The sequence below is a fragment of the Delftia sp. PX-1 genome, from assembly GCF_055797465.1.
Window position 1 is genome coordinate 1,231,868 of sequence record NZ_CP184763.1, and the last position, 23,082, is coordinate 1,254,949.

20 protein-coding genes are annotated in these 23,082 nt (G+C 67.8%); 8 read left to right on the forward strand and 12 right to left on the reverse strand.

The genetic code is table 11. From position 1 onward, the window contains the following. Nucleotides 1-201 precede the first annotated feature (201 nt). The 7 genes from ACN20X_RS05705 to ACN20X_RS05735 form a co-directional block, all read right to left on the reverse strand. Nucleotides 202-1,449: a phenylacetate--CoA ligase family protein gene (locus ACN20X_RS05705; protein ID WP_016446598.1), complete on the reverse strand. Its 1,248-nt coding sequence runs from the start codon at nucleotides 1,447-1,449 to the stop codon at nucleotides 202-204. Nucleotides 1,450-1,642: 193 nt separating this feature from the next. Beyond that, on the reverse strand, nucleotides 1,643-2,476 hold the full coding sequence (locus tag ACN20X_RS05710) for an ABC transporter ATP-binding protein (RefSeq protein WP_473210358.1): 834 nt from the start codon (nucleotides 2,474-2,476) through the stop codon (nucleotides 1,643-1,645). A 173-nt stretch (nucleotides 2,477-2,649) separates the two neighbouring features. After that, nucleotides 2,650-3,966, reverse strand: a complete 1,317-nt coding sequence (locus ACN20X_RS05715) for an ABC transporter substrate-binding protein (RefSeq protein WP_160851667.1) — start codon at nucleotides 3,964-3,966, stop codon at nucleotides 2,650-2,652. 230 nt (nucleotides 3,967-4,196) lie between these two features. Then, nucleotides 4,197-5,261, reverse strand: a complete 1,065-nt coding sequence (locus ACN20X_RS05720; RefSeq protein ID WP_016451924.1) for a branched-chain amino acid ABC transporter permease — start codon at nucleotides 5,259-5,261, stop codon at nucleotides 4,197-4,199. Nucleotides 5,262-5,285: 24 nt separating this feature from the next. Then, nucleotides 5,286-6,215 (reverse strand): branched-chain amino acid ABC transporter permease, encoded by a 930-nt coding sequence (locus tag ACN20X_RS05725; RefSeq protein WP_016446594.1) that lies wholly within the window; start codon nucleotides 6,213-6,215, stop codon nucleotides 5,286-5,288. Nucleotides 6,216-6,225: 10 nt separating this feature from the next. Continuing rightward, the gene (locus ACN20X_RS05730) at nucleotides 6,226-7,011 is read right to left on the reverse strand and encodes an ABC transporter ATP-binding protein (protein WP_013804350.1); all 786 of its coding nucleotides are present in this window, start codon (nucleotides 7,009-7,011) and stop codon (nucleotides 6,226-6,228) included. 14 nt (nucleotides 7,012-7,025) lie between these two features. Next, nucleotides 7,026-8,963 (reverse strand): AMP-dependent synthetase/ligase, encoded by a 1,938-nt coding sequence (locus ACN20X_RS05735; RefSeq protein WP_017405426.1) that lies wholly within the window; start codon nucleotides 8,961-8,963, stop codon nucleotides 7,026-7,028. A 320-nt stretch (nucleotides 8,964-9,283) separates the two neighbouring features. Between ACN20X_RS05735 and ACN20X_RS05740 the strand changes: the two genes are divergently transcribed. The 3 genes from ACN20X_RS05740 (at nucleotide 9,284) to ACN20X_RS05750 (ending at nucleotide 11,821) form a co-directional block, all read left to right on the forward strand. Continuing rightward, nucleotides 9,284-10,012 carry a Crp/Fnr family transcriptional regulator gene (locus ACN20X_RS05740; RefSeq protein ID WP_016446592.1) on the forward strand — a complete coding sequence of 243 codons (729 nt, stop codon included), beginning with the start codon at nucleotides 9,284-9,286 and terminating at the stop codon, nucleotides 10,010-10,012. A gap of 160 nt (nucleotides 10,013-10,172) precedes the next feature. Then, nucleotides 10,173-10,910: a type IV toxin-antitoxin system AbiEi family antitoxin gene (locus tag ACN20X_RS05745; protein WP_473210359.1), complete on the forward strand. Its 738-nt coding sequence runs from the start codon at nucleotides 10,173-10,175 to the stop codon at nucleotides 10,908-10,910. Further along, nucleotides 10,907-11,821 carry a nucleotidyl transferase AbiEii/AbiGii toxin family protein gene (locus ACN20X_RS05750; RefSeq protein ID WP_473210360.1) on the forward strand — a complete coding sequence of 305 codons (915 nt, stop codon included), beginning with the start codon at nucleotides 10,907-10,909 and terminating at the stop codon, nucleotides 11,819-11,821. Before ACN20X_RS05745 ends, ACN20X_RS05750 begins: the two co-directional genes overlap by 4 nt. Nucleotides 11,822-11,839: 18 nt before the next feature. Here the strand turns inward: ACN20X_RS05750 and ACN20X_RS05755 are convergent, their stop codons facing one another. Genes ACN20X_RS05755 through ACN20X_RS05765 form a run of 3 tightly spaced genes read right to left on the reverse strand, consistent with a single transcriptional unit; the run spans nucleotide 11,840 to nucleotide 15,239 of the window. Continuing rightward, nucleotides 11,840-13,048, reverse strand: coding sequence for a CaiB/BaiF CoA transferase family protein (locus tag ACN20X_RS05755; RefSeq protein ID WP_473210361.1), 1,209 nt, complete (start codon nucleotides 13,046-13,048; stop codon nucleotides 11,840-11,842). Then, nucleotides 13,048-14,055: a Bug family tripartite tricarboxylate transporter substrate binding protein gene (locus ACN20X_RS05760; RefSeq protein ID WP_473210362.1), complete on the reverse strand. Its 1,008-nt coding sequence runs from the start codon at nucleotides 14,053-14,055 to the stop codon at nucleotides 13,048-13,050. The genes ACN20X_RS05755 and ACN20X_RS05760 overlap by 1 nt, the downstream gene beginning before the upstream one ends. Before the next feature lie 14 nt (nucleotides 14,056-14,069). Further along, nucleotides 14,070-15,239, reverse strand: a complete 1,170-nt coding sequence (locus ACN20X_RS05765; protein WP_074920650.1) for an acyl-CoA dehydrogenase family protein — start codon at nucleotides 15,237-15,239, stop codon at nucleotides 14,070-14,072. 57 nt (nucleotides 15,240-15,296) lie between these two features. On the opposite strand from ACN20X_RS05765, the gene ACN20X_RS05770 reads away from it, so the two are divergent. Then, the gene (locus ACN20X_RS05770; RefSeq protein WP_473210363.1) at nucleotides 15,297-16,163 is read left to right on the forward strand and encodes an IclR family transcriptional regulator; all 867 of its coding nucleotides are present in this window, start codon (nucleotides 15,297-15,299) and stop codon (nucleotides 16,161-16,163) included. Between the two features lie 17 nt (nucleotides 16,164-16,180). On the opposite strand, the gene ACN20X_RS05775 is transcribed toward ACN20X_RS05770, so the two are convergent. Next, nucleotides 16,181-16,720, reverse strand: a complete 540-nt coding sequence (locus ACN20X_RS05775) for a hypothetical protein (protein WP_074920645.1) — start codon at nucleotides 16,718-16,720, stop codon at nucleotides 16,181-16,183. Then, the gene (locus ACN20X_RS05780; protein WP_126311254.1) at nucleotides 16,717-16,998 is read right to left on the reverse strand and encodes a hypothetical protein; all 282 of its coding nucleotides are present in this window, start codon (nucleotides 16,996-16,998) and stop codon (nucleotides 16,717-16,719) included. Before ACN20X_RS05780 ends, ACN20X_RS05775 begins: the two co-directional genes overlap by 4 nt. Here ACN20X_RS05780 and ACN20X_RS05785 point away from each other — a divergent pair. The 4 genes from ACN20X_RS05785 (at nucleotide 16,897) to ACN20X_RS05800 (ending at nucleotide 23,077) form a co-directional block, all read left to right on the forward strand. Further along, entirely contained in the window at nucleotides 16,897-18,783 is a 1,887-nt protein-coding gene (locus tag ACN20X_RS05785) for a pseudouridine synthase (protein WP_473210364.1), read from the forward strand. The genes ACN20X_RS05780 and ACN20X_RS05785 overlap by 102 nt on opposite strands. Before the next feature lie 195 nt (nucleotides 18,784-18,978). Continuing rightward, nucleotides 18,979-19,476 (forward strand): sigma-70 family RNA polymerase sigma factor, encoded by a 498-nt coding sequence (locus ACN20X_RS05790; protein ID WP_016451916.1) that lies wholly within the window; start codon nucleotides 18,979-18,981, stop codon nucleotides 19,474-19,476. Next, on the forward strand, nucleotides 19,476-20,546 hold the full coding sequence (locus ACN20X_RS05795; protein WP_473210365.1) for a FecR domain-containing protein: 1,071 nt from the start codon (nucleotides 19,476-19,478) through the stop codon (nucleotides 20,544-20,546). The genes ACN20X_RS05790 and ACN20X_RS05795 overlap by 1 nt, the downstream gene beginning before the upstream one ends. Nucleotides 20,547-20,665: 119 nt before the next feature. Continuing rightward, nucleotides 20,666-23,077 carry a TonB-dependent siderophore receptor gene (locus ACN20X_RS05800; protein ID WP_473210366.1) on the forward strand — a complete coding sequence of 804 codons (2,412 nt, stop codon included), beginning with the start codon at nucleotides 20,666-20,668 and terminating at the stop codon, nucleotides 23,075-23,077. The last annotated feature ends 5 nt before the right edge of the window (nucleotides 23,078-23,082 follow it).

Consider the following 23,082-nt stretch of genomic DNA (forward strand, 5'->3'; position numbering starts at 1 on the left):
GCGTTTTCGCCCTAAAGGGCAAACACGCAAAAGAAACCGAATGCACGAGGAGACGAATTTTAAGAATTGTTTCTATTGCGCCGCAGCAGATTCCCTTGCCATTGATCTAGTGCAAACCCTTGAAGGCTTGACAGGCGTCATGTTTTCAGGGATTGCGCCGGCTGCGCGGCGGCGCGGCCACCGTCCCCCGCGCCTCGGTGGCTACTTGTACGACCTCGCGTCTTCGATCACCTTGCCGTCATTGGGCAGCGTGCCCGGCAGCACCATCTGCACGTCGCCGCGCAGCTTGGTCACTTCGCGCACCGCGTCGGACAGCTGCTGGGCCAGGCCCGGCGAGGTCTCGCGGGTTTCGACCAGCAACTGCATCTGGTCATTGGCCATCTCGCCCGTGACCACCAGCCTTGCGCGCCCCACCTGCGGAAAGCGGCGCACGACGTCGGCAATCTGGCCCGGGTGCACGAACATGCCGCGCACCTTGGTGGTCTGGTCGGCGCGTCCCATCCAGCCCTTGATGCGTGCGTTGGTGCGGCCCGTGGGGCACTGGCCGGGCAGCACGGCAGAGAGGTCGCCCGTGCCGAAGCGGATCAGCGGGTAGTCGGGGTTGAAGGTGGTGATCACCAGTTCGCCCACCTCGCCGGGCGCCACGGGGTCGCCCGTGCCGGGGCGCACGATCTCGACGATGACCTGCTCGTCCAGCACCAGGCCTTCGCGCGCCTCGGTCTCGTAGGCGATCAGGCCCAGGTCGGCCGTGGCGTAGCACTGGTAGCCCGCGATGCCGCGCTCGGCCAGCCAGTCGCGCAGCGAGGGCGGAAAGGCCTCTCCGGAGACCATGGCCTTGGTCACGGACGGGATGGGCAGGCCCATCTCCACGGACTTTTCCACAATGATCTTGAGGAAGCTGGGCGTGCCCACGTAGCCGGCGGGCCGCAGGTCGGCCATGGCCTGCACCTGCTGCTCGGTCTGGCCCGTGCCGCCTGCGAACACCGTGCAGCCCAGCGCATGGGCGCCGCTTTCCATCATCGAGCCCGCGGGCACGAAGTGGTAGCTGAAGCAGTTGTGCACCAGCTCGCCGGGCCGAAAGCCAGAGGCATGCAGCGCGCGCGCCATGCGCCAGTAGTCGGGGCGGCGGCTCTCGGGCTCGTAGATGGGGCCGGGGCTGCAGAACAGGCGCGGCATGGGCTGGCCCAGGCCGATGGCGTTGAAGCCGCCGAAGATCTGCGCGGGCCGCTGCTCGGCCTGGCGCTGCAGCAGCTCGTACTTGCGCGTCACCGGCAGGCGGGCCAGGGCCTCGCGGCTGGTGATCTGCGCGGCGTCGACGCCGTCCAGGATCCGGGCGAAGGCAGCCGACTGTTGCTGCGCATGGGCGATCTGCCGGGGCAGGGCGGCCAGCAGCGCTGCTTCGCGTTCGTCAGGGGTGCGCGTCTCCAGCGCGTCGTAGAAGGCACTCATGGCTAGTCCTGTATGTGGAAAGGGCAGATGGAGTCCGGCCAGCGGTGAAAGAAAGATTCCAACAATCCTTGTGCCGCCCCTGGCCCGCGAAACCGGCGCGGCCCAACCCCAGGGACACCGAGGAAGGGCCGCCCCCGCACCGAGGGTGTCGTCCCCCTTTCAGGGGGAAGGCGCGAAGCGACTCAGGGGGTATTCATGCAAGCCAACGTTTTCTGCGCTTGTAGCTTTTCACGTCCTTGAAACTCTTGCGCTCGCCGCCGCCCACGCCCAGGTAGAACTCCTTGACGTCCTCGTTGCTGGCCAGGTCCGAGGCCGCGCCGTCCATGACGATGCGGCCGCTTTCCATGATGTAGCCGTAGTCCGAGTACTTGAGCGCCATGTTGGTGTTCTGCTCGGCCAGCAGGAAGGTGACCTTTTCCTTGCTGTTGAGGTCGCGGACGATGTTGAACACCTCCTCGACGATCTGCGGGGCCAGGCCCATCGAGGGCTCGTCCAGCAGCACCATGCGCGGGTTGGCCATCAGCGCGCGGCCGATGGCGCACATCTGCTGCTCGCCGCCCGAGGTGTAGGCGGCCTGCAAGGTGCGGCGCGTCTTCAGGCGCGGAAAGTAGTTGTAGACCTTCTCGAGGTTGGCCGCGATCTCGCCCTTGTCGGTGCGCGTGTAGCTGCCGGTCATGAGGTTTTCCTCGATGGTCAGGTGGGCGAAGCAGTGCCGCCCCTCCATGACCTGGACCACGCCGCGCTGCACCAGCTCGGAGGGCGTGAGGCTTTCGATACGCTCGCCCTCCAGCTCGATCGTGCCCTTGGTCACCTCGCCGCGCTCGCCCTTGAGCAGGTTGGAGATGGCGCGCAGCGTCGTGGTCTTGCCCGCGCCGTTGCCGCCCAGGATGGCCACGATGCTCTCGCGCGGCACCTGGAGCGAAACGCCCTTGAGCACCAGGATCACATGGTTGTAGATGACTTCGATGCCATTGACCACGAGCAGCGGATCGCTGGCGGCCGGGGCGGAGGTGGGTGCGGTGGTCATGGCGTCGTCCATGGGCGTTGATACGAAAGCGGAGTGCGGGGCCGCAACTCTCGAAGCATCTCTGCGCGGGGCATGCCCCAACTCAGGGACACCGAGGAAGGGCCGCCCCGCACCGAGGGTGTCGTCCCCCTCCCCCGCGAAGCGGGTAGAGAGGGGGAAGGCGCGCAAGCGCCTCAGGGGGTGCAAGTTCTAGCTTTTACGTTCTTTTCCTTGGCGTACTTGTCCGCGTACTCCTTGACCAGCGGTTCGACCATGGACTTGTCGGCCTGGTACCAGTCGGAGACCACCTTCCACTTGGTGCCATCCCACTGGGCGATGCGCGACCAGTCGGTGCCCAGGTGGTTGTCGCAGCTGGTCTTGACGGGGCGGATGATCTTGCCGAAGCCCAGCTCGTTGAGGCGCTCCTGCGTGAGGTTCAGGTTCTCCAGGCCCCAGCGCACCTGCTCGGAGGTCATGACCTTGCCCTTGCCGTATTTTTCCTGTGCCGTGCGGATGGCCTCCACCTGCAGCATGGAGATCACCATGCCGCGCGTATGGGCCATGGCGCCCAGTTCCTTGGCGTCGGTGGCCGTGCCCTGGCCCTTGTCGTAGACCATGGCCTTGACCTCGTCGTGCACCTTGTCGTGCTCGGCCGTGTTGTGGATGGTCACGGTGTTGTAGCCCTTGGCGCCGGCGCCGATGTCCTTCACGTCATGGTCCGAGCCGGCCCACCAGATGGAGTACATCTTCTCGCGCGGGTAGCCGGTGGCCTGCGCCTCGCGCACGGCCGTGGGCGTCATCACGCCGGCCGACCACAGCAGCACGTAGTCGGGGCGCTGCTGGCGGATCTGCAGCCAGGTGGACTTCTGCTCCACGCCGGGCGCCGTCACGGGCAGCAGCGTCAGGTCGAAGCCTTCCTTGGCGGCGCGCTTTTGCAGCAGCGGAATGGGTTCCTTGCCATAGGGCGAGTCGTGGTAGACCAGGGCGATCTTCTTGCCCTTGAGGCTGCCCTTTTCCTTCTTGAGGATGTCCTGGATGATGGAGTCGGCCGCCGTCCAGTAGTTGCCCAGCAGCGGGAAGTTCCACTCGAAGACCTTGCCGTCGGCCGACTGCGACAGGCCGTAGCCCGTGGTGATGATGGGCATCTTGTCGCCGGGCGCCTTGTCCGTCACGGCGAACGTGATGCCGGTGGACTGCGGATCGAAGCCCGCCGCGCCGCCGCCCTTGCCCTTCAGGCGCTCATAGCACTCCACGCCCTTGGCCGTGTCGTAGGCCGTCTCGCATTCCTCGTAGGCGATCTTCACGCCATTGATGCCGCCCTTGGCGTTGACCAGCTTGATGTAGTCCTGCTTGCCATCGGCCCATGGAATGCCCAGCGGAGCGAACTGGCCCGTGCGGTAGACCAGCAGCGGCACGAACTGGTCCTGGGCCTGGACGGCGGGGGCGGCCACGAGGCCGCCGATTCCGGCTGCGACGGTGGCGGCGGCGATGGCGACTTTCTTGAACATCATGACGTTGTCTCCTAGTTGGCTGGGGAAGATTCCCCGGTTATCCGGCACTCTGTGGCGCCCTGTCTCGATCAGAATCAAACATTCCATGTTTCCTGGCGCCATCTGTGGAACTGGCGAGCCCCAGGTCAGGGACACCGAGGAAGGGCCGCCCCGCACCGAGGGTGTCGTCCCCCTCCCTCGCGTAGCGAGTAGAGAGGGGGAAGGCGCGAAGCGACTCAGGGGGTGTCATATCAATGCGGGAAGGGCCAGACGCGAAGCTTTTGCCTTGCCGTTGCCCACAGCTTCGCGAGTCCGTGCGGCTCCACGATCAGGAAGAACACGATCAGCGCACCGAAGATCATGTGCTCCAGGTAGGTCGCCGTGGCCGTGGACAGCGGCAGGCCCAGCCAGTGAGGCACCTGGGTGAGCAGCAGCGGCAGCAGCACGAAGAAGGCCGCGCCGAAGATGCTGCCGACCACCGAACCCAGGCCGCCGATGATGATCATGAACAGCAGCTGCAGCGAGCGGTCCAGGCTGAAGGCCGCAGGCTCCCAGGCACCCAGGTGTACGAAGCCCCACAGCGCGCCGGCCACGCCGACGATGAAGCTGCTCACGGCAAAGGCGCTGAGCTTGGCGTAGGTCGGGCGGATGCCGATCACGCTGGCGGCCACGTCCATGTCGCGCATGGCCATCCATTCGCGGCCGATGGCGCTGCGCACCAGGTTCTTGGCCGCCAGGCCCAGCAGGCACAGGATGCCCAGGCACAGCAGGTACTTCTCCATGGGCGTGTCGATCTTCCAGCCCATGATGGACAGCGGGCCCGCGCTCACCGAGCCCGAAGAGGAGTTGTTCGTCACCCAGGCGGCGCGGCTGGTCAGCCAGTCCACGAAGAACTGGGCGGCCAGCGTGGCCACGGCCAGGTACAGGCCGCGGATGCGCAGGCTGGGCAGGCCGAAGATCACGCCGAAGACCATGGCCAGCACGCCGCCACCGATCAGGGCCACCAGCAGCGGCATGCCCTCGAAACGCACCTGCAGGTTGTAGGCCGCATAGGCGCCCACGGCCATGAAGGCGCCGGTGCCCAGAGAGATCTGGCCGCAGTAGCCGACCAGGATGTTCAGCCCCAGCGCCGCCAGCGACATGATCAGGAAGGGGATCAGCACGGCCTGGAAGGTGTAGTCGCTGACGCTGAAGGGAATCACCAGGAAGGCGACGGCCAGCAGCGCCACGATGGCCCAGCGGTCCTGGGCGACGCCGAAGATCTGCTGGTCGGATGCGTAGGTCGTCTTGAATTGACCGTTCTCACGATAAAACATGGTGCAAGTTCTCCGTATACGGTCTCAGACGCGGTCGATGATCTTGTCGCCGAACAGCCCCTGGGGCCGCACGAGCAGGAAGCACAGGGCCAGGCCGTAGGCGAACCAGGTCTCGATGCCGCCGCCGACCATGGGGCCCAGGTAGACCTCGGAGAGCTTCTCGCCCACGCCGATGATCAGGCCGCCGATGATGGCGCCGGGCAGCGAGGTCAGGCCGCCCAGGATCACCACGGGCAGGGCCTTCAGGGCCACCAGCGACAGCGAGTACTGCACGCCCAGCTTGGAGCCCCAGATGATGCCCACCACCAGGGCCACGCCGCCGGCCACCGACCAGACGATGACCCAGATGCGCGACAGCGGGATGCCGATGGACTGCGCCGCCTGGTGGTCGTCGGCCACGGCGCGCAGCGCTCGGCCGGTCTTGGTCTTCTGGAAGAACACGCTGAGCGCGGCCACCAGCAGCGCGGCGATGCAGGCCGCATACAGGTCTTCCTGGCTGAGCAGCACGCCGCCCTCGAACAGGCCGTCGAGGATGAACATGGGGTCCTTGGGCATGCCCACGTTGATGCTGTAGACGGCGCTGCCGAAGATCATCGGGCCCAGTCCGTCGAGCAGGTAGGCGATGCCCAGCGTGGCCATCAAGAGCGTGATGGGCTCCTGGTTGACCAGGTGGCGCAGCGCCAGCCGCTCGATCACCCAGGCCACGACCACCATGATGGCCAGCGACACGCAGATGGCCAGCAGGTTGGTGAACCAGCCCGGCTCCATGCCGATCCACTTCGGGATCCACTCGGAAAAGCGCGCCATGGCCAGGGCCGAGAACAGCACCATCGCGCCCTGGGCGAAGTTGAACACGCCCGAGGCCTTGAAGATCAGCACGAAGCCGATGGCGATCAGCGCGTACAGCGTGCCTACCATGAGGCCGCCGAACAAGGTTTCCAGAAAAAATCCCATGTCAGTCCCCTCAGTGGCTGGTGCCAAGGTAAGCGCGGATCACGTCTTCGTTCTGGCGCACCTCGTCGGGTGCGCCGTCGCCGATCTTCTTGCCGTAGTCCAGCACCACGACGCGGTCGCTGATGTCCATGACCACGCCCATGTCGTGCTCGATCAGCACGATGGTGGAGCCGAACTCGTCGTTGACATCGAGGATGAAGCGGCACATGTCCTGCTTTTCCTCCACGTTCATGCCGGCCATGGGCTCGTCCAGCAGCAGCACCTGCGGCTGCATGGCCAGGGCGCGGCCCAGGTCCACGCGCTTTTGCAGGCCGTAGGGCAGCTGGCCCACGGGGGTCTTGCGGTAGGCCTGGATCTCCAGGAAGTCGATGATGTGCTCGACGAACTCGCGGTGGCGGATCTCCTCGCGCTGGGCCGGGCCCAGGCGCAGGGCCTGCATCAGGATGCCGCTTTTGATCTGCAGGTTGCGGCCGGTCATGATGTTGTCGATCACGCTCATGCCCTTGAACAGCGCCAGGTTCTGGAACGTGCGCGCCACGCCCATCTCGGCCACCTGGCGGCTGTTCATGTGGCTGAAGGTCTTGCCCCGGAAGGTGATCGATCCCTCGGACGGGGTGTACACGCCGTTGATGCAGTTGAGCATCGAACTCTTGCCTGCGCCGTTGGGGCCGATGATGGAGCGGATCTCGTGCTCGCGCACATCGAACGAGATGTCCGTCAGCGCCTTCACCCCGCCGAAGCGCAGGCTGATGTTCTTGATGTCGAGGATGACATCGCCGATCTTCTTGTGGGTCATGTCAGCGGCTCCGGTCAGGCCCTGGCGGTGGCAGCCACCGAATGGGTTTTGGCATCGATGATGGACAGCGTGGCGCTGACGCTGCCGGTGCGGCCGTCCTCGAACTTGACCTGGGTCTCGATGAACTGCTCGCGCTTGCCCGTGTACAGCGCATCGACCAGCACGCCGTACTTGTCGGCGATGAAGCCTCGGCGCACCTTGCGCGTGCGGGTCAGCTCGTCGTCGTCGGGGTCCAGCTCCTTGTGCAGCACCAGGAAGCGCGCCACCTGCGTGTCGGCCATGCCGGCTTCGGCGGCCAGGTCGGCGTTCACCTGGGCCACGCAGTCGGCCACCATCTCCAGCACCTTGGCCTTCGATGCCAGGTCCACATAGCCGCCGTAGGGCAGGCCCTGGCGCTCGGCCCAGTTGCCCACGGCCTCGTAGTCGATGTTGATGAAGGCGCAGACCTGGTCGCGACCGTGGCCGAAGCACACGGCCTCCTTGATCTGGGGGAAGAACTTGAGCTTGTTCTCGATGTAGTTGGGCGCGAACATGGCGCCCCGGCTGGTCTTGCCCACGTCCTTGGCGCGGTCGATGATGCGCAGCTGCCCGCTGGCGTCGATCACGCCGGCATCGCCCGTGTGGAACCAGCCGTCGGCATCCACCACCTCGGCCGTGGCGTCGGGGCGCTTGTAGTACTCCTTGAGCACGGACACGCCCTTGAGCAGCACCTCGCCGTTGTCGGCGATCTTCAGCTCGATGCCCGGTGCGGCCTGGCCCACGCTGCTCAGCTCCACCTGCCCGTCGCGCTGTATGCACACATAGGCGCAGGTCTCGGTCTGGCCGTAGAGCTGCTTGAGATTGATGCCGATGGAGCGGAAGAAGCGGAACAGCTCGGGCCCGATGGCCGCACCTGCCGTATAGGCCACGCGGATGCGCGACAGGCCCATGGCATTGCGCAGCGGGCCGTAGATGCACAGGTCGCCCAGCGCGTACTTCAGGCGGTCCAGCGCGCCCACCTTCTTGCCGTCCAGGATGTCCGATCCCACGCGCCGCGCCACGGCCATGGCGCGGCCGTACATCCACTGCTTGAACGGCGCGGCATCCTCCATGCGGATGGACACCGAAGTCAGCATGCCCTCGAAGATGCGCGGCGGCGCGAAGTAGTAGCTGGGGCCGATCTCGCGCAGGTCGATGGACACGGTCGAGGCCGACTCCGGGCAGTTGATGGTGAAGCCCGCCACCAGCCACTGCGCGAAGGAAAACAGGTGGTCGCCCACCCAGGCCGGAGGCAGGTAGGAGATCACGTTGTCGCCAGGGCCCAGGCGGTCCACCTGCACACCGCCGCGTGCCGACTCGCCAAAGCTGCGGTGGGTCTGGCACACGCCCTTGGGCTTGCCCGTCGTGCCCGAGGTGTAGAGGATGACGGACACGTCGTCGGGCGACAGCGCCGCCAGCATGGCATCCCAGGCGCCCGGGTGGGCGGCCTCCCATTCCTTGCCCTTTTGCAGCAGCGCCTCGGTGCTGATCAGCCCCGGCTGGTCGTAGTGGCGCAGGCCGCGCGGGTCGTCATAGATGATGTGGCCCAGGCCGCGGACGCTCTCGCGCACCTCCAGCAGCTTGTCCACCTGCTCCTGGTTCTCGGCGAAGGCGAAGTCGATCTCGGCATCCTCGATGACGAAGCGCATCTCGGCCGCCACCGCGTCCTGGTACAGCGGGATCGGCACGGCGCCCAGCGCCTGCACGGCCAGGAAGCCCATGTAGACATGGGGCCGGTTGTCGCTGATGAAGGCCAGATTCTGGCCGCGTGCCAGGCCCAGCGCCGCCAGGCCGCAGGCCATGTGGCGCACGGTCTGCGCGGCCTCGCTCCAGCTCCAGGTCTGCCAGATGCCGTATTCCTTCTCGCGCAGCGCCGGTGCCTGTGGGCGCTGGGCAGCATGCTGGAGCAGCAGGTGCGGGAACGTGGTCGTCATTCCATGTCCTTGGTTGTTCGTGGATGGTGGCCGCGTGGTGCAAATGCCCAGGCTGAGACCCACCGGCTTGGACTGCATCGTAGGACTGGCTTTGACGCCGTGGTGTCTGTTTGACGACAATCTTCGGGAAACTCATCATCGGGAAAACGCGCCGTAACAAATGGTGCCAAAACGGTCTCATTGCCCGTTGGGGGGCTTGCGCTCCAGCCCGTTCGCAGCGGGTCGCCGTCCTTCTGGAAATCCCGCTCACGCCAGCCACTGGCCTCGGGCAATGCTTGGGTGGTTTTGTTGATTCATCCGCGCACCCTCGCCGCGACTCCATGAGCCAAGAACTGTCACTGCACCAGCGCCGCCGTGCGCCCCGACCCGAGGAACTCGATGGCATTCCCTGGCTGGCCCTGCTCCAGCCCGCCGAGCGCGAGCGCGCGCACAAGGCGCTGGTCGTCGGCGACGCACAGTCCGGCGACTACGTCTGCCGCACCGGCCGCGCACCCACCTACTGGTTCGGTGTGGTCGAAGGCCTGCTCAAGATGAACACCGATGGCGCCGATGGCGCCAGCATGACGCTGGCCGGCCTGCCTCCGGGCGGCTGGTTCGGCGAGGGCACGGCCGTCAAGCGCGAGCCCTACCGCTACAACGTGCAGGCCATCCGCAAAAGCGTGGTCGCCGGCCTGCCCATCGACACCTTCCACTGGCTGCTGGACCACTCCATCGGCTTCAACCGCTTCGTCATGAGCCAGCTCAACGAGCGCCTGGGCCAGTTCATCTCGGCCCGCGAAATCGACCGCCTCACCAACCCCGACCTGCGCGTGGCCCGCAGCCTGGCCGCGCTCTTTCACCCGCTGCTGTACCCGGGCGTGGGCGAGGTGCTGCGCATCACCCAGCAGGAGCTGGCCTACCTGGTGGGCCTGTCGCGCCAGCGCGTCAACGAGGCGCTGTCCGTGCTGCAGCGCGAAAACGCCATCGTCGTGGAGTACGGCGGCCTGCGCGTGCTCGACCTGGAAGCGCTGCGCAGCGGGCTGTTTGCGACGGCGCGGCGGGCGGCCTGAGCATGCGCGGCGTCCGCTTTGGCGCCGTACCCATCGGCATGGACCAGTACCGATGCATGTCGCCATGAAATTTTGAAAAGTATTGAAAATCGTAGTAGAACTACGATTAGAAGGAAATATCAAAGTTGCCCGTGTTTGGAATAGGTGCTTGAATCGCAGCATGACTACGACCGGGGCAAGCAAATTAAACGCGCTCTACACGCAGCTGCCTGCGGGCACACCCATCACCTCGCAGGATCTGGCAGGGCTGGGCATCTCCGCAGACCTGGCTGTCCACTACGTGCGCGCGGGCTGGCTGAAGCGCCTGATGCGGGGGGTCTTCTGCCGGCCCAACGACAGCCTGGCCCTGCATCCGAGCCTGGGCGTGCTGCAGCGCCGCCTGGAGGGCCTGCATGTGGGGGGCAAGTCGGCGCTGGACTGGTACGGCATGCGCCAGTATGTGGCGCAGCAGCCGGTGCTGCAGCTGTATGGCTGGGCCGCCGGGCAACTGCCGCCATGGTTCACCGAGCGTTTTCCCGCTGAATACCACCGCAAGAGGCTGTTCGACGAGCAACCCGGGGCCTTGCTGCATGTCGGGCCCTTCGAACAACGCAGCGGGGCCGCACAGGTGTCGGCGCCGGAGCGTGCGCTGCTGGAGCTTCTGAGCGATGTGGGCGTGCGCCAGCCGCTGAAGGAGGCCAGGGAGCTGGTGGAAAGCGCGTACAGCCTGCGCGCCGAGGTGCTGCGTGAACTTCTGCAGCGCTGCACCAGCGTCAAGACCGTGCGCCTGTGCCTTCAACTCGGGCGCGAGGGGGCGCTGCCCTGGGTCGCCAAGCTGGAGACGGCCTCGCTGCCGACGGGAAGCGACAGGCCCTGGGTGTCCCGGTCGGCCGAGGGCCTGTTGGTGCTCAAGCCATGAACCAGACCTATCTCGATACCGCGCGCATGTTGACACAGGTCGCGCCGCTGGTGTTTGTGGATGACACGTTCGCGCTGAAGGGCGGAACCGCGATCAACCTGTTCGTGCGCGATATGCCGCGTCTGTCCGTTGATCTGGACCTGGTGTTTCCCGACCACAGGCCGTCGCGCGACGAGGCGCTGCAACGGATCAATGAGGCCATCCGGCAAGCGGCTATACGCCTGACGAAGCGGGGCTTCCAGACCCATGCGCCGGTGGCTGCAGCGGGCCAGACCAAGCTGCTGGTGCGCCGTGGTTCCGTGCAGGTCAAGATCGAAGTGAACTATGTCATGCGGGGCACGGTGCTGCCGGTACGGCGGGCATCGCTTACGCCCGCTGCGCGCGATGTGCTGATGGCCGACCTGGAGATTCCCGTGGTCTCGGCAGAGGACGTGTACGGCGGCAAGCTCGTGGCCGCGCTGGACCGGCAGCACCCGCGTGATCTGTTCGATGTGATGCAGCTGTTCGCGCACGGCGGCATCACTCCTGGCATCCGGCGCGCGTTCGTGGTCTATCTGGCCTGTAGCAACCGGCCGTTGCACGAAGTGCTGTTTCCTCCCTTGCGTGATGTCCGGCACGATTTCGAGAACAACTTCCGGGGCATGACGGCCGAGCCAGTGCCGCTGCAATCTCTGCTCGCAGCACGCGAGCGGTTGCTGCGGGAGCTCCAGCAAGGGCTGGATGCCAGCGAGCGGCGCTTTTTGCTGTCGCTGGCCGCAGGAGTCCCCGATTGGCCGGCGCTGGACATCGCCCATCTCGAACACCTGCCCGGCGTGCGATGGAAGGTGCAGAACCTGGCGCAACTGCGCACGTCCCATCCCCGCAAGTTCGCCGAGCAGGCGGACCTGCTGGCCGCACGGCTGGCCATCTGACGCCAGCACTGCACATTTTCAGATCACGCCCTCGCGCCGCAGCCTCTCCTGCTGCTGCGCATCCAGCCCCAATGCCGCATAGATGCGTGCATTGTCCTGGCCGGTGGCCGGGCCGCTGCGGGGCGAAGGGGCCTGGCGGCCGGTGAAGCGTGGCACGGGCGCGGGGGCGGTGAGGGGGCCCAGGTCGGGGTCGGGCAGCGCGATGAAGCTGCCGCGTGCCGCGAAATGCGGGTCCTGCAGCACGTCCTGGGCCGAACAGACCTTGCTGAACGGGATGTCGTGCGCGGCCAGCGCGGCCATGGCCTGGGTGCAGTCCAGGCCTGCGCACCATTGCACGATCAGCGCATCCAGCGCCTGCAGGTGGCGGATGCGCGCGGCGTTGTCCGCAAAGCGCGGGTCGGCGGCCAGGTCGGCGCGGTCCATGGCCTGGCACAGGCGCGCGAAGATGGCATCGCCCGTGGCGACCACGGTGAGCCAGGCGCCGTCGCGCGTGCGGTAGACGTTGGAGGGCGCCGTGTAGCCCGCGCACGATCCCGTGCGGCTGCGTGCCTGTCCGCCCAGCTGGTACTCGGCCGCCAGCGGGTCCAGCAGGCGCAGCATGGCTTCGGTGGCCGACAGGTCGATCTCCAGGCCGCGCCGTTCGCCTGGAGGCTTTGCATTGCGCTCGGCCAGTGCGGCCGCGATGGAGAAGGCGCCGAACAGCCCGGCCACGGCATCGCCCAGCGGGTAGTTCATGTGCTGGGGCGGGCCGCCCGCCTCGCCCGTGAGGTGGGCGAAGCCGCTCATGGCCTCGAAGATGCGCGCAAAGCCCGGCCGGCGCGCATAGGGGCCGGTCTGGCCGAAGCCCGTCAGGCGCAGCACGATGAGGCGCGGGTTGCGGGCATGCAAGGTGGCCAGGTCCAGCTCCCAGCGGTCCAGCGTGCCGGTGCGGAAGTTCTCCACCAGTACGTCGAAATCCTCGATCAGCCGCAGGAACAGCGTGCGGCCCTCGGCCTTGCGCACGTCCAGCGAGATGCCCTGCTTGCCCCGGTTGGCGGTTTTCCAGAACACGGCGTGGCCGTCGTGCACGGGGGCCAGGCTGCGCAGCGTGTCGCCGCCGCCGGGCAGCTCCAGCTTGACGACGTCGGCGCCCAGGTCGCCGCACAGGGTGGCCGAGAAGGGGGCGGCCAGCACCGTGGCCATGTCGAGGATGCGCACACCCTCCAGCGGATAGCCTTGGCGCTGCATCAGTTGCCTTTCAGGTCCACGTTCTTCAGCACGGGCTCCCAGGCGCGGCGGTCTTCGGCCACGCGCTGGTGGAAGTCCGCCGCCTGCGTGGGCAGCGGCGTGGCGCCCAGGCGCGCCAGCTTGTCGCGTGTCTCGGGCAAGGCCATGGCCTTGGCCAGCGCCTGGTTGAGCGTGGCCACGATCTGCTGCGGCGTGCCCTTGGGCGCGGCCAGGCCCACCCACAGGCCGGTGTCCAGCCCGGCCACGCCCAGCTCGGCAAAGGTGGGAATGTCGGGCGCGGCGGGCGAGCGGCTCTTGCCGGTCTGCGCCAGGATGCGGATCTGCCCGCCCTGCATGTAGGGCAGGGTGCCGCCCAGGTTGTTGCACATCACCGGGATGTGGCCGGCCATGAGGTCGTTGACGGCCGGGGCGTTGCCCTTGTAGGGCAGGTGCTGCATCTTGGTGCCGAGCCGGTGGTTGACCATCTCGCAGACCAGGTGCGAGGGCGTGGCCGTGCCGGCCGAGCCGAAGGACAGCGTGCCGGGCCTGGCCTTGTCGGCCGCCACCAGTTCGGCCAGCGTGCGGTAGGGGGTCTTGGCGTTGACGGCGATGACGTTGGGCAGGTCCGCCACCAGGCCGATGTACTCGTAGTCGGTCAGCGGATTCCACTTGAGGTTGGCGTGCACATGGGGCAGGAAGACATTGCTCAGGCCTGCCATGAGCAGGGTGTAGCCGTCGGGCGCGGCGCGGGCCACGAGTTCCGAGCCGACCAGGCTGCCCGCGCCCGGCTTGTTCTCCACCACCACGGGCTGTCCCAGGGCCTTGCCCAGTTCCACCGACAGCGCTCGGGCCACGAGGTCGGTGCTGCCGCCTGCGGGAAAGGGAACGATCACGCGCACGGGCCGATCGGGGAAAGCCGCCTGGGCCGCCTGGGCCGTCTGTGCCGCCTGGGCAGCCTGCGCGCAGGCACACAGCGCAGCCAGCAGGCCCAGGGTGGTCAGGTGCTTCGAGGTGAGGGGGCGTGTCATGGGGGCCTCCGATGTCAGGCGCTCTCGCGCAGCATGAGCTTGGCGATGTTGAGCTGGTGGATCTGGCTGGTGCCTTCGTAGAGGCGGAACAGGCGCACGTCGCGGAAGTAGCGCTCGATGGGGCTGAAGTCGGCCACATAGCCCGCGCCGCCGAACATCTGCACGGCGCGGTCGGCCACGCGGCCGCACATCTCGGAGGCGAAGTACTTGCACATGGAGGCGGACAGCGCCACGTCCTCGCCCCGGTCGCGGGCGCGGGCGGCCTCCAGGATCATGGATTGCGCCGCGAAGATCTCGGTGCGGCTGTCGGCCAGCATGGCCTGCACCAGCTGGAAGTTCGCCACCGGCTGGCCGAACTGCTCGCGCTGGCGCACATGGGCCAGCGCCAGGTCCAGCATGCGGATCGCCGGCCCCGTGCACAGCGCGGCCAGGTGCAGGCGCTGCTTGTTGAGCACCTTCATCACGGTCTTGAAGCCCTGGCCCTCGCGCCCGCCGATGATCTGGTCGGCCGGCACGCGGCAGTCCTGGAAATGCACGTCGGACACGGGCGAGCCCGCCTGGCCCATCTTGCGATAGGGCTGGCCTGTCACCAGGCCCGGCGAGCGCTCCACGAAGAAGGCCGTCAGCCCCTCGCTGCCCGTGCTGCCTTCGCCGGTGCGGGCGATGACGGTGAACACATCGGCCAGCGGCGCATTGGTGATGAAGCGCTTGCTGCCGTTGAGCACATAGTGGTCGCCCTCGCGGCGCGCCGTGGTCTGGATGTTGCTCGCCTCCGAGCCCGCGTCCGGCTCGGTCAGCGCCAGGCAACCCGTGAGCTCGCCGCGCGCCATGCGCGGCAGCCAGCGCTGCTTTTGCGCCTCGGTGCCGTCGGCCACCAGGGCTTCCGAGCCAATGCCGGTGTTGGTGCCCACGCGGGCCCGCAGCGCCACCGAGGCCTGGGACAGCTCGAAGGCGCAGCGCACCAGTTCCTCGGTGCTCAGGCCCAGGCCGCCGTAGGCCTGGGGAATGCTCCAGCCGAAATAGCCCTTGTCGCGCAGTTCCTGGACCACGGCGGGCGGGATCTCGTCATCGCGCTCGATCTGATCCTCCAGCGGATGCCAGCGGTGGCGCACGAAATGGCGGATGTCTGCAATCAACGCCTGCAGGCGGGCGTCGGCGGGATGGGGGGTGGGGGCTTGGCTCATGGGCCGCACTGTAGGAAGCGCGGGCACCAGGGCTGCAATGCAGTTTCAAATATTGAAATGCAGTTGCGGCTTTGCGGCCGTGGTCCGCACAATCGCCACGTGCCCCACACCCCCATTGCCCACCAACCCAGGGACTCGCAGGATGTCTGCCGCATCCGCGAGCAGGACCCGTATTTCGCGGGCACGCTGGCCAAGGGGCTGATGATCCTGCAGTGCTTCGTCAGCGACCCGCGCCCGCATGCCAACAGCGAGCTGGCCCGCCGCCTGGGCCTGCCGCGCCCCACCGTGTCCAGGCTGTGCCGCAGCCTGCAGACCATGGGCTACCTGGACCATGACGAGCGGCTGGACCGCTATTTCGTCGGCCCGGCCGCCGTCGCCCTGGGCTACCCCTATGTGATCAACACGCCGCTGCTGGGGCCTTTGCGCCTGCCCATGCAGGCCCTGGCCGACCGCGTGAAGGGGGCGGTATCGGTGGGCGTGGTCATGGACCTGGATGTGGTCTACCTGGATACCTGCGCCTGGGAGGGGGGCACGCTCAAGCGCCCCGGCGTGGGCGCGGTTCGCGGCGTGCTGGAAACCGCCATGGGCCGCGCCGGCCTGGCCCAGCTCGACGCTGACGAGCTGCAGCGCTTTCTGGGGCGCGTGCGCAGCCAGCGGCCCGAGGAATACGCGCGCTGCAGGGACAACGCCAGCGAAAGCCTGGCGCACTATGCCGCCCGGGGCTTCGCGGTCAACATGGGCGACTCCGGCCTGGGCGTGTGCGCAGTGGGTGCGGCCTCGCGCATCCGCTACGGGTCGCGCCGGCTGCTGTTCAACTGCGCCGTGCCGGGCCTGCGCATGCCGGCCCGCACGCTGATCCGGGATGTGGGCCCCCAGTTGGCGCAGTTGGTGGCCCTGTGCGACCGGCTGCCCGTGGACCGCTGATCTGTGGGCCTGGCGCTTCAGAAGGCGGCCAGCACGATGCCGATGGCCAGCAGCACGCCGAAGGAGATCCAGCCGTTCTTCTGGTCCAGGCCACCGATCTGGCGCAGCGCCTCTTCGCGCGCAGCGCCCACCAGGCCCCTCTGGTTGATCTGCTGTATGCGCGTGACCAGCCATTGCAGGTAGGTGCGCTTGACCGTGAACGAGATGGCCACCGCGATGCCGAGCACGCGCCCGGCGCCGCCCGTGCCGGGCATCAGCAGGTTGATGATCAACAGGGTGATGAAGGCCACCACGGCATAGGCGTAGACGCGGCGGGCAATGGCCCAGGACACGCCCATGAAGGGAATGGCCGTCCAGCAGGGACTGAGTGCGGCGAAGAATCCCTTTTTCCCGCCGACCATGCGCTCCCACAGCGGACGGTATTTGTCGGCATTCGGGCCGATGGCGGTCTCCATATCGGACCACTCGATTCCCGTCAAGTCCATTTTGGTGATGAGCAGCGCCTTGAATTGTTCTTTCAAGGGCATGGAATTCAATAGGTTGGGTGTATCGCTCATGGTTTTCCTTGTTGAATGAGGCGGGATTCCGGGCGTGATGGTCTGGATGCCGCAGCGGGCGCTGCGCGCAGGGCTGTTGTCTCGAAAGAGGGCCCCTGTCTCTGGACGGGCGCCATTCTATGGGGAGATACATGGGAAATGGCAAGCCCAATGGATTGGTTTGCAATGGAAAATGAATGAATGCGCTCGTGAGAAATACAGTTTTTTACATATTCAATGCCATGGGCTGTTATCTCCTCATTGGCCGGATGGCGAATTTTCGTGGCGAGTTGATTCATCCTGATCCATCTTTCATTGGGGATTCATATGAATATGCATATCGCGACGGATACAGCGAATGGGATGGGCCTGGGGGCCAGGTGCATTGCCATGGACGGGAATCGGGCTCGCACAACGGGTGTACCGTCCTTCGTGCAGGCGCTTCGCTGCGGGGCCGGGCAGGGGGCCCGGCAGGCCGGGGCAGCGCGGGGCCGATAGCCGAGCGCAATGCCCGTATTGGCCGCAGGGCGCTGCCGCTGCAGGCCGTGCCGCGCGACAATGGCGGCCTAATGTCATCCCCTACTTCTTCCAAACCGTCCCGGCCCGGCGCCGACGAGGCGGCAGCGCCCTCCGCGCGCCCTGTGCTGCGCCGCCCCGAAAAGCCACAGGCCGAGCCGGCTGGCGATGCCCGCCGCCCCTCTGGTGGCGCAGGCAGATCTGCGGGCGCACGCGGCCCGCGCAACGACCGCAATGACCGCAATGAACGCGGCGGGCGCAATGAACGCTACGAGCGCTCCGACCGCCGTGACGCAGGCCCTCGCGGCGATGCCCGTGATGCGGCACCCCGCGGCGACGCCCGTGATCAGCGCCCGCGCAGCAGCGGTTTCGGCCGTGCCGAGGACCTGGACCGTTCCCAGCCGCGTGGCGACTGGCGTGGCCAGGGCGGCGGCGAAAACCGTGCCCCGCGCGAGCAGCGCGATCCCCGTGATGCGCGTGACACGCGCCATGCGGGCGACATGCGCGACTCCCGTCCCCCGCGTCCGCCCCGCCCGGATGATCGCCGCGACCGGCCCTATGGCCAGCGCGACGAGCGTCCGCGTGATGGGCAACGTGACGGCCCCCGGGAGGGCGGCTTCCGTGATCGCCCCCGTGACGACGCCCGGGGTCCCCGCCGTGATGACGCCCGCGGCCCGCGCCGCGATGCGCCGGCCCAGGCCGAACCCGCCTACCGTCCGCTCAGCGGCATCCGCACCTACCGTCCCGCCGACGGTGGCGCCAGCCGCGAGATTCCCGTCAAGCGTGCCCCCGCGCCCGTGCAGGAGCAGGTTCCGGGCGCCGTGCGCATCAACAAGCGCCTGGCCGACATGGGCCTGTGCTCGCGCCGCGAGGCCGACGAGTGGGTGGACAAGGGCTGGGTCCGCGTCAACGGCGAACTCGCCGTCATGGGCCAGAACGTGGTGGCCGCCGACCGCATCACGGTCGAGCGCGAGGCACGTGACCGCCAGGACCAGCAGGTCACCATCCTGATCCACAAGCCCATGGGCTACGTCAGCGGACAGGCCGAGGATGGCCACGAGCCCGCCGTGGTCCTGGTCACTCCCCAGAACCACTGGAACCAGGACACCAGCCGCACGCGCTTCAACTTCGCGCAGCTCAAGGGCCTGGCGCCCTGCGGCCGGCTGGACATCGATTCCGTGGGCCTGCTGGTCATGACCCAGGACGGCCGCGTGGCGCGCCAGATCATTGGCGAAGACTCGGAGATGGACAAGGAGTACCTGGTACGCGTGACCTACGGCGACCGCGACATCGACGTGCAATCCGTGTTCCCGGCCGAGCAGCTGGCACGCCTGTGCCATGGCCTGTCGCTGGACGGCGAGGAACTCAAGCCCGCCAAGGTGGACTGGCAGAACCCCGAGCAGCTGCGCTTCGTGCTGACCGAAGGCAAGAAGCGCCAGATCCGCCGCATGTGCGAACTGGTGGGCCTGCGCGTGGTGGGCCTCAAGCGCATCCGCATCGGCCGCGTGACGCTGGGCAACCTGCCTGTGGGCCAGTGGCGCTATCTGGGTGCACACGAGAATTTTTAGCACCCCCTGAGCGGCTGCGCCGCTTCCCCCTCTCTCGCTTCGCGGGAGGGGGACGGCACCCTCGGTGCGGGACGGCCCTTCCTCGGTGCCCCTGATTTGGGCAGCGACGGTTTTGAGCTCGTGTTTAGAATGCGAACCATTCTCAAACGAGCTTCAGCGCTGCGGCACGCCAGTCCGGGGCGCGTCCGTCTTTTCATGCGCGCACCGGCCGATCCTGTACACACCCTCTATGTCGAACACCACGGCTGGCTGCAAGGCTGGCTGCGCCACAGGCTGGGCAATGTGTTCGAGGCTTCCGATATCGCGCACGACACTTTCGTCAACGTGATCACCTCGGGCATGGCCGGCCGCATCGAGCAGCCGCGCCCCTTCCTGGCCACCGTGGCCCGCCATCTTGTGATTCGCCAGCACCGGCGCCGGCTGCTGGAGCGCGCCTATCTCGACACCCTGGCCCTGCTGCCGGCCGAGCTGGCTCCCTCGCCCGAGGAGCGGCTGATCGCGCTCGAATCGCTGCAGGCCGTGGACCAGGCGCTGGACGCGCTGGCGCCCAAGGTGCGCGAGGCCTTCCTGCTGGCCCACCTCGAAGGCCTGAGCTATGCGGACATCGCCACGCGCCTGGGCGTGTCCATGACCAGCGTCAAGCGCTACCTGGCCCAGGGCTATGAGCGCTGCTTCGTGCTGGCGCTGTCCTGATGGCGCCGGTGCCTCCTTCCGATCCTCGGCGCCTGTCCAGCGCCACGCCGCTACCCGGCAGCAGTATCCAGGCGCCCCAGGCGCTGGGCCGGCCCTTGCCGGCCGGCGTGGCGCGGGCGGCTGCCGGCTGGTTTGCGCTGCTGCAATCGGGCCAGGCCTCGGCCGCCGACCGGGCGCGCTGGCAGCGCTGGCTCGATGAAGACGCCGACCATGGCCGCGCCTGGGCCCATCTGCAGGCCGTCACGGGCGCGCTGACGGGGCTCAACGCCGGTGGCGCGGGCTATCGCGGCCTGTCCGCCGCTCCCCGGGCTGCGCGGCGGCGCCTGCTGGGCCTGTTCGCGGGCCTGGGCACGGCGGTGGGCGCGGGCTGGCTGGCCAGCCGCACGCCGCAGTGGCAGCAGATGGCGGCCGACTACTCCACCGGCACGCAGCGCCGCCGCTGGAGCCTGCCCGACGGCACGGACATGCTGCTGGGCCCCGGCAGCGCCGTGGCCTTGCAGTTCGACGGCAGCGAGCGCCGGCTGCGCCTGCTGGCCGGCGAGGCGCTGTTTACCACCGGTCATCCCGCAGGTGCGCTGGGCGATCTGCCCTTTGTGGTGGAGACCGCCCACGGCCGCGTGCGCGCCCTGGGCACGCGCTTCATGGTGCGCAGCAACCAGGCAGGTGCGCGCGTGGCGGTGTTCGAGCGCGCCGTGGAACTGCGCCCGGCCGGCACAGGCGCAACCGCACGGCGCCTGCAGGCGGGCGAGGCCATGGATTTCACGCGCACGGGCTGGGGCACGGTGCAGCCGGCAGGCCCCGCGGACGACGCCTGGAGCCGGGGCCAATTGTGGGTGGACAACCAGCGCCTGGACGACTTCCTGGCCGAGCTCAACCGCTACCGCCCCGGCTGGCTGCACGCCGATCCGGCCGTGGCCGGGCTGCGGTTCTCAGGCGTGTTCCCGCTGGACGAAGGCGGCATCGACGGCACGGACGCCGTGCTGGCCATGCTGCCCGGTGCGCTGCCCGTGCAACTGCGCTGGCGCACGCGCTGGTGGGTGGTGGTGGAGCCTGCGCAGGCGCGCGGCTGAGGCTTTTTTCTTCCTTTTCGCTTTTTTTGCGCCGGGGGTGACCCGATTTCCCGCGCCGCGCTTCCTTGTTTCCGAGAGCTTTGATTTTCGATATCGGAACACAGGGAGAACCCAGGACCATGCAACCCCTTTTCATGCCCCGCCCCGCGCTGGCGCTGGCCATCGCGCTCATGCCCGCCGCCGTGCTGGCCCAGGCCCAGCGCAGCTATGACGTCGCTGCCGGCCCGCTGGATGCCGCCTTGCGCAGCACGGCCGCCCAGGCCGGCGTGGCCCTGATCTTCACGGCCGAGCAGACGGCCGGACAGCGCAGCGCGGGCCTGCGCGGCAGCTATACGGTGGAGGGCGCCTTCGAGGCGCTGCTGGCCGGCACCGCCTGGCAGGCCGTGCGCCAGGCCAGCGGCGCCTATGCGCTGCGGCGGGTGGAGCAGGTGGTGCCCGCTGCCGCTGCAGGCGCCACGCTGGCCACGGTCAACGTGACGGCCGCTGCCGAGCGCAGCGCGGTCTCCGAAGGCACGGGCTCCTACGCCACGCGCCAGTCCAGCACGGCCACACGGCTGGGCCTGTCGCAGCGCGAGACGCCGCAGTCGGTCAGCGTGGTCACGCGCCAGCTGATGGACGACCAGGGCCTGACCAGCCTGCCGGAGGTGCTGGAGAAGACGCCCGGCATCACCGTGGGCCGCAACGACAGCGAGCGCACCACCTTCTACTCGCGCGGCTATGCCATCGAGAATTTCCAGTTCGACGGCGTGCCCAACACCATGGACTCGGCCAACCAGTACACGACCTCGCTGGCCGACAGCGCCATCTATGACCGCGTGGAAGTGGTCAAGGGCGCCACAGGCCTGCTCACGGGCGCGGGCTATCCGTCGGCCGTGGTCAATCTGGTGCGCAAGCGGCCCACCAAGACCTTCCAGGCCTCGGCCGAGGCGGCCATCGGCAGCCATGACCGGTTGCGCGGCGTGGGCGACATCTCCGCACCGTTGACCGAAGACGGCCGCGTGCGCGCCCGCGTGGTGGCCGTGGCGCAGAACGCCAGGTCCCATGTGGACGACTACAGCCGCAACGTGCGCAGCCTGTACGGCATCATCGAGGCCGACCTGGGCCCGGGCACCGTGGCCAGCCTGGGCATTGACCACATGCAGACGCGCGCCAACGGGGCCAGCTTCGGCCACATCCCGCTGTTCTTCAAGGATGGCAGCCGCACGCATTTCCCCACCTCGCTCAACCCTGCGGCGCGCTGGTCGTACTGGGACAACGACAGCACCAACGTGTTTGCCGAACTCAAGCACAGCTTCGGCAATGGCTGGAAGATGGACCTGTCTGCCAGCCGGCTGCGCCAGTCGCGCGACGTGGAGGTCGGCGTGGCAGCCCACGGCATGGTGGACCCGGTCAGCGGCCTGGGCATCAACATGCTGTCCAACAAGATTCCCACCGATGCCACCACGCAGGCCGTGAATGCGGCGCTGTCCGGGCCGTTGCAGCTGTTCGGGCGCGAGCATGAGCTGTCGTTCGGCGCCAGCTGGTCGCGCCAGCGCCGCCATGCGCCCGGCTACAGCAATGCCTACGGCCCCGTGGGCAACTACTTCGAGTGGGACGGCCAGGTGCCCCGGCCCGATTTCCAGCTGCGCAACCACCGCATGACGCGCATCGTGGAAAAGGGTGTCTTCGGCGCCGCGCGCCTGCGGCCCACGGACGATCTGTCGGTGATCCTGGGTGCGCGCGTGAGCTGGTACGACATGCTGGACGACACCACGGGCCTGAACGGAAGCTACGTCGTGAACAACGCGCTGCGCGTGGCGCACAAGACCGTGCCCTATGCGGGCGTGGTGTATGACCTGAACCGCCAGCTGTCGCTGTACGCCAGCCAGACCGATATCTTCAATCCGCAGACCTACTACAAGGACGCTGCCGGCAGCCCGCTGCCGCCGCTCACGGGCCGCAGCCGCGAAGTGGGCGTCAAGGGCGAGTTCCTGGACGGCCGGCTCAACGCCTCGCTGGCGCTGTTCCACATCCAGCAGCGCAATGCCGCGCAGTACGTCAGCGCCAACCCGCAATCCGGGGAAGAGGTCTATGCGGCCATCGACGGCGTGACCAGCAAGGGCGTGGAGATGGAAGTGTCGGGCAGCATCACGCCGGCCTGGAACATCTACGGCGGCTACACCTACCGCACTTCGCGTGCGCCGGCCCAGCCCGACGTGATCCTCAGCGCGGTCAACACCAACCAGCCGCGCCACCTGTTCAAGCTCAGCACCAGCTACCGTCTCAACCCGCAGTGGACCGTGGGCGGGTCGCTGGCCTGGCAGAGCCTGACCTACTACCAGCAGTCCGCCGCTCCCTACGCGCGCGCCGACCAGCGTGCCTATGCGCTGGTGGGCCTGATGGCGCGCTACGACGTGGACCGTCAGTGGTCGGTGACGCTGAACGTCAACAACCTGTTCGACAAGACCTATATGCCGGGCCTGGGTTCGTACGGCACGGGCGTGTATGGCGATCCGCGCAATGTGCTGGTCACGGCCCGCTACAGGTTCTGATGCGG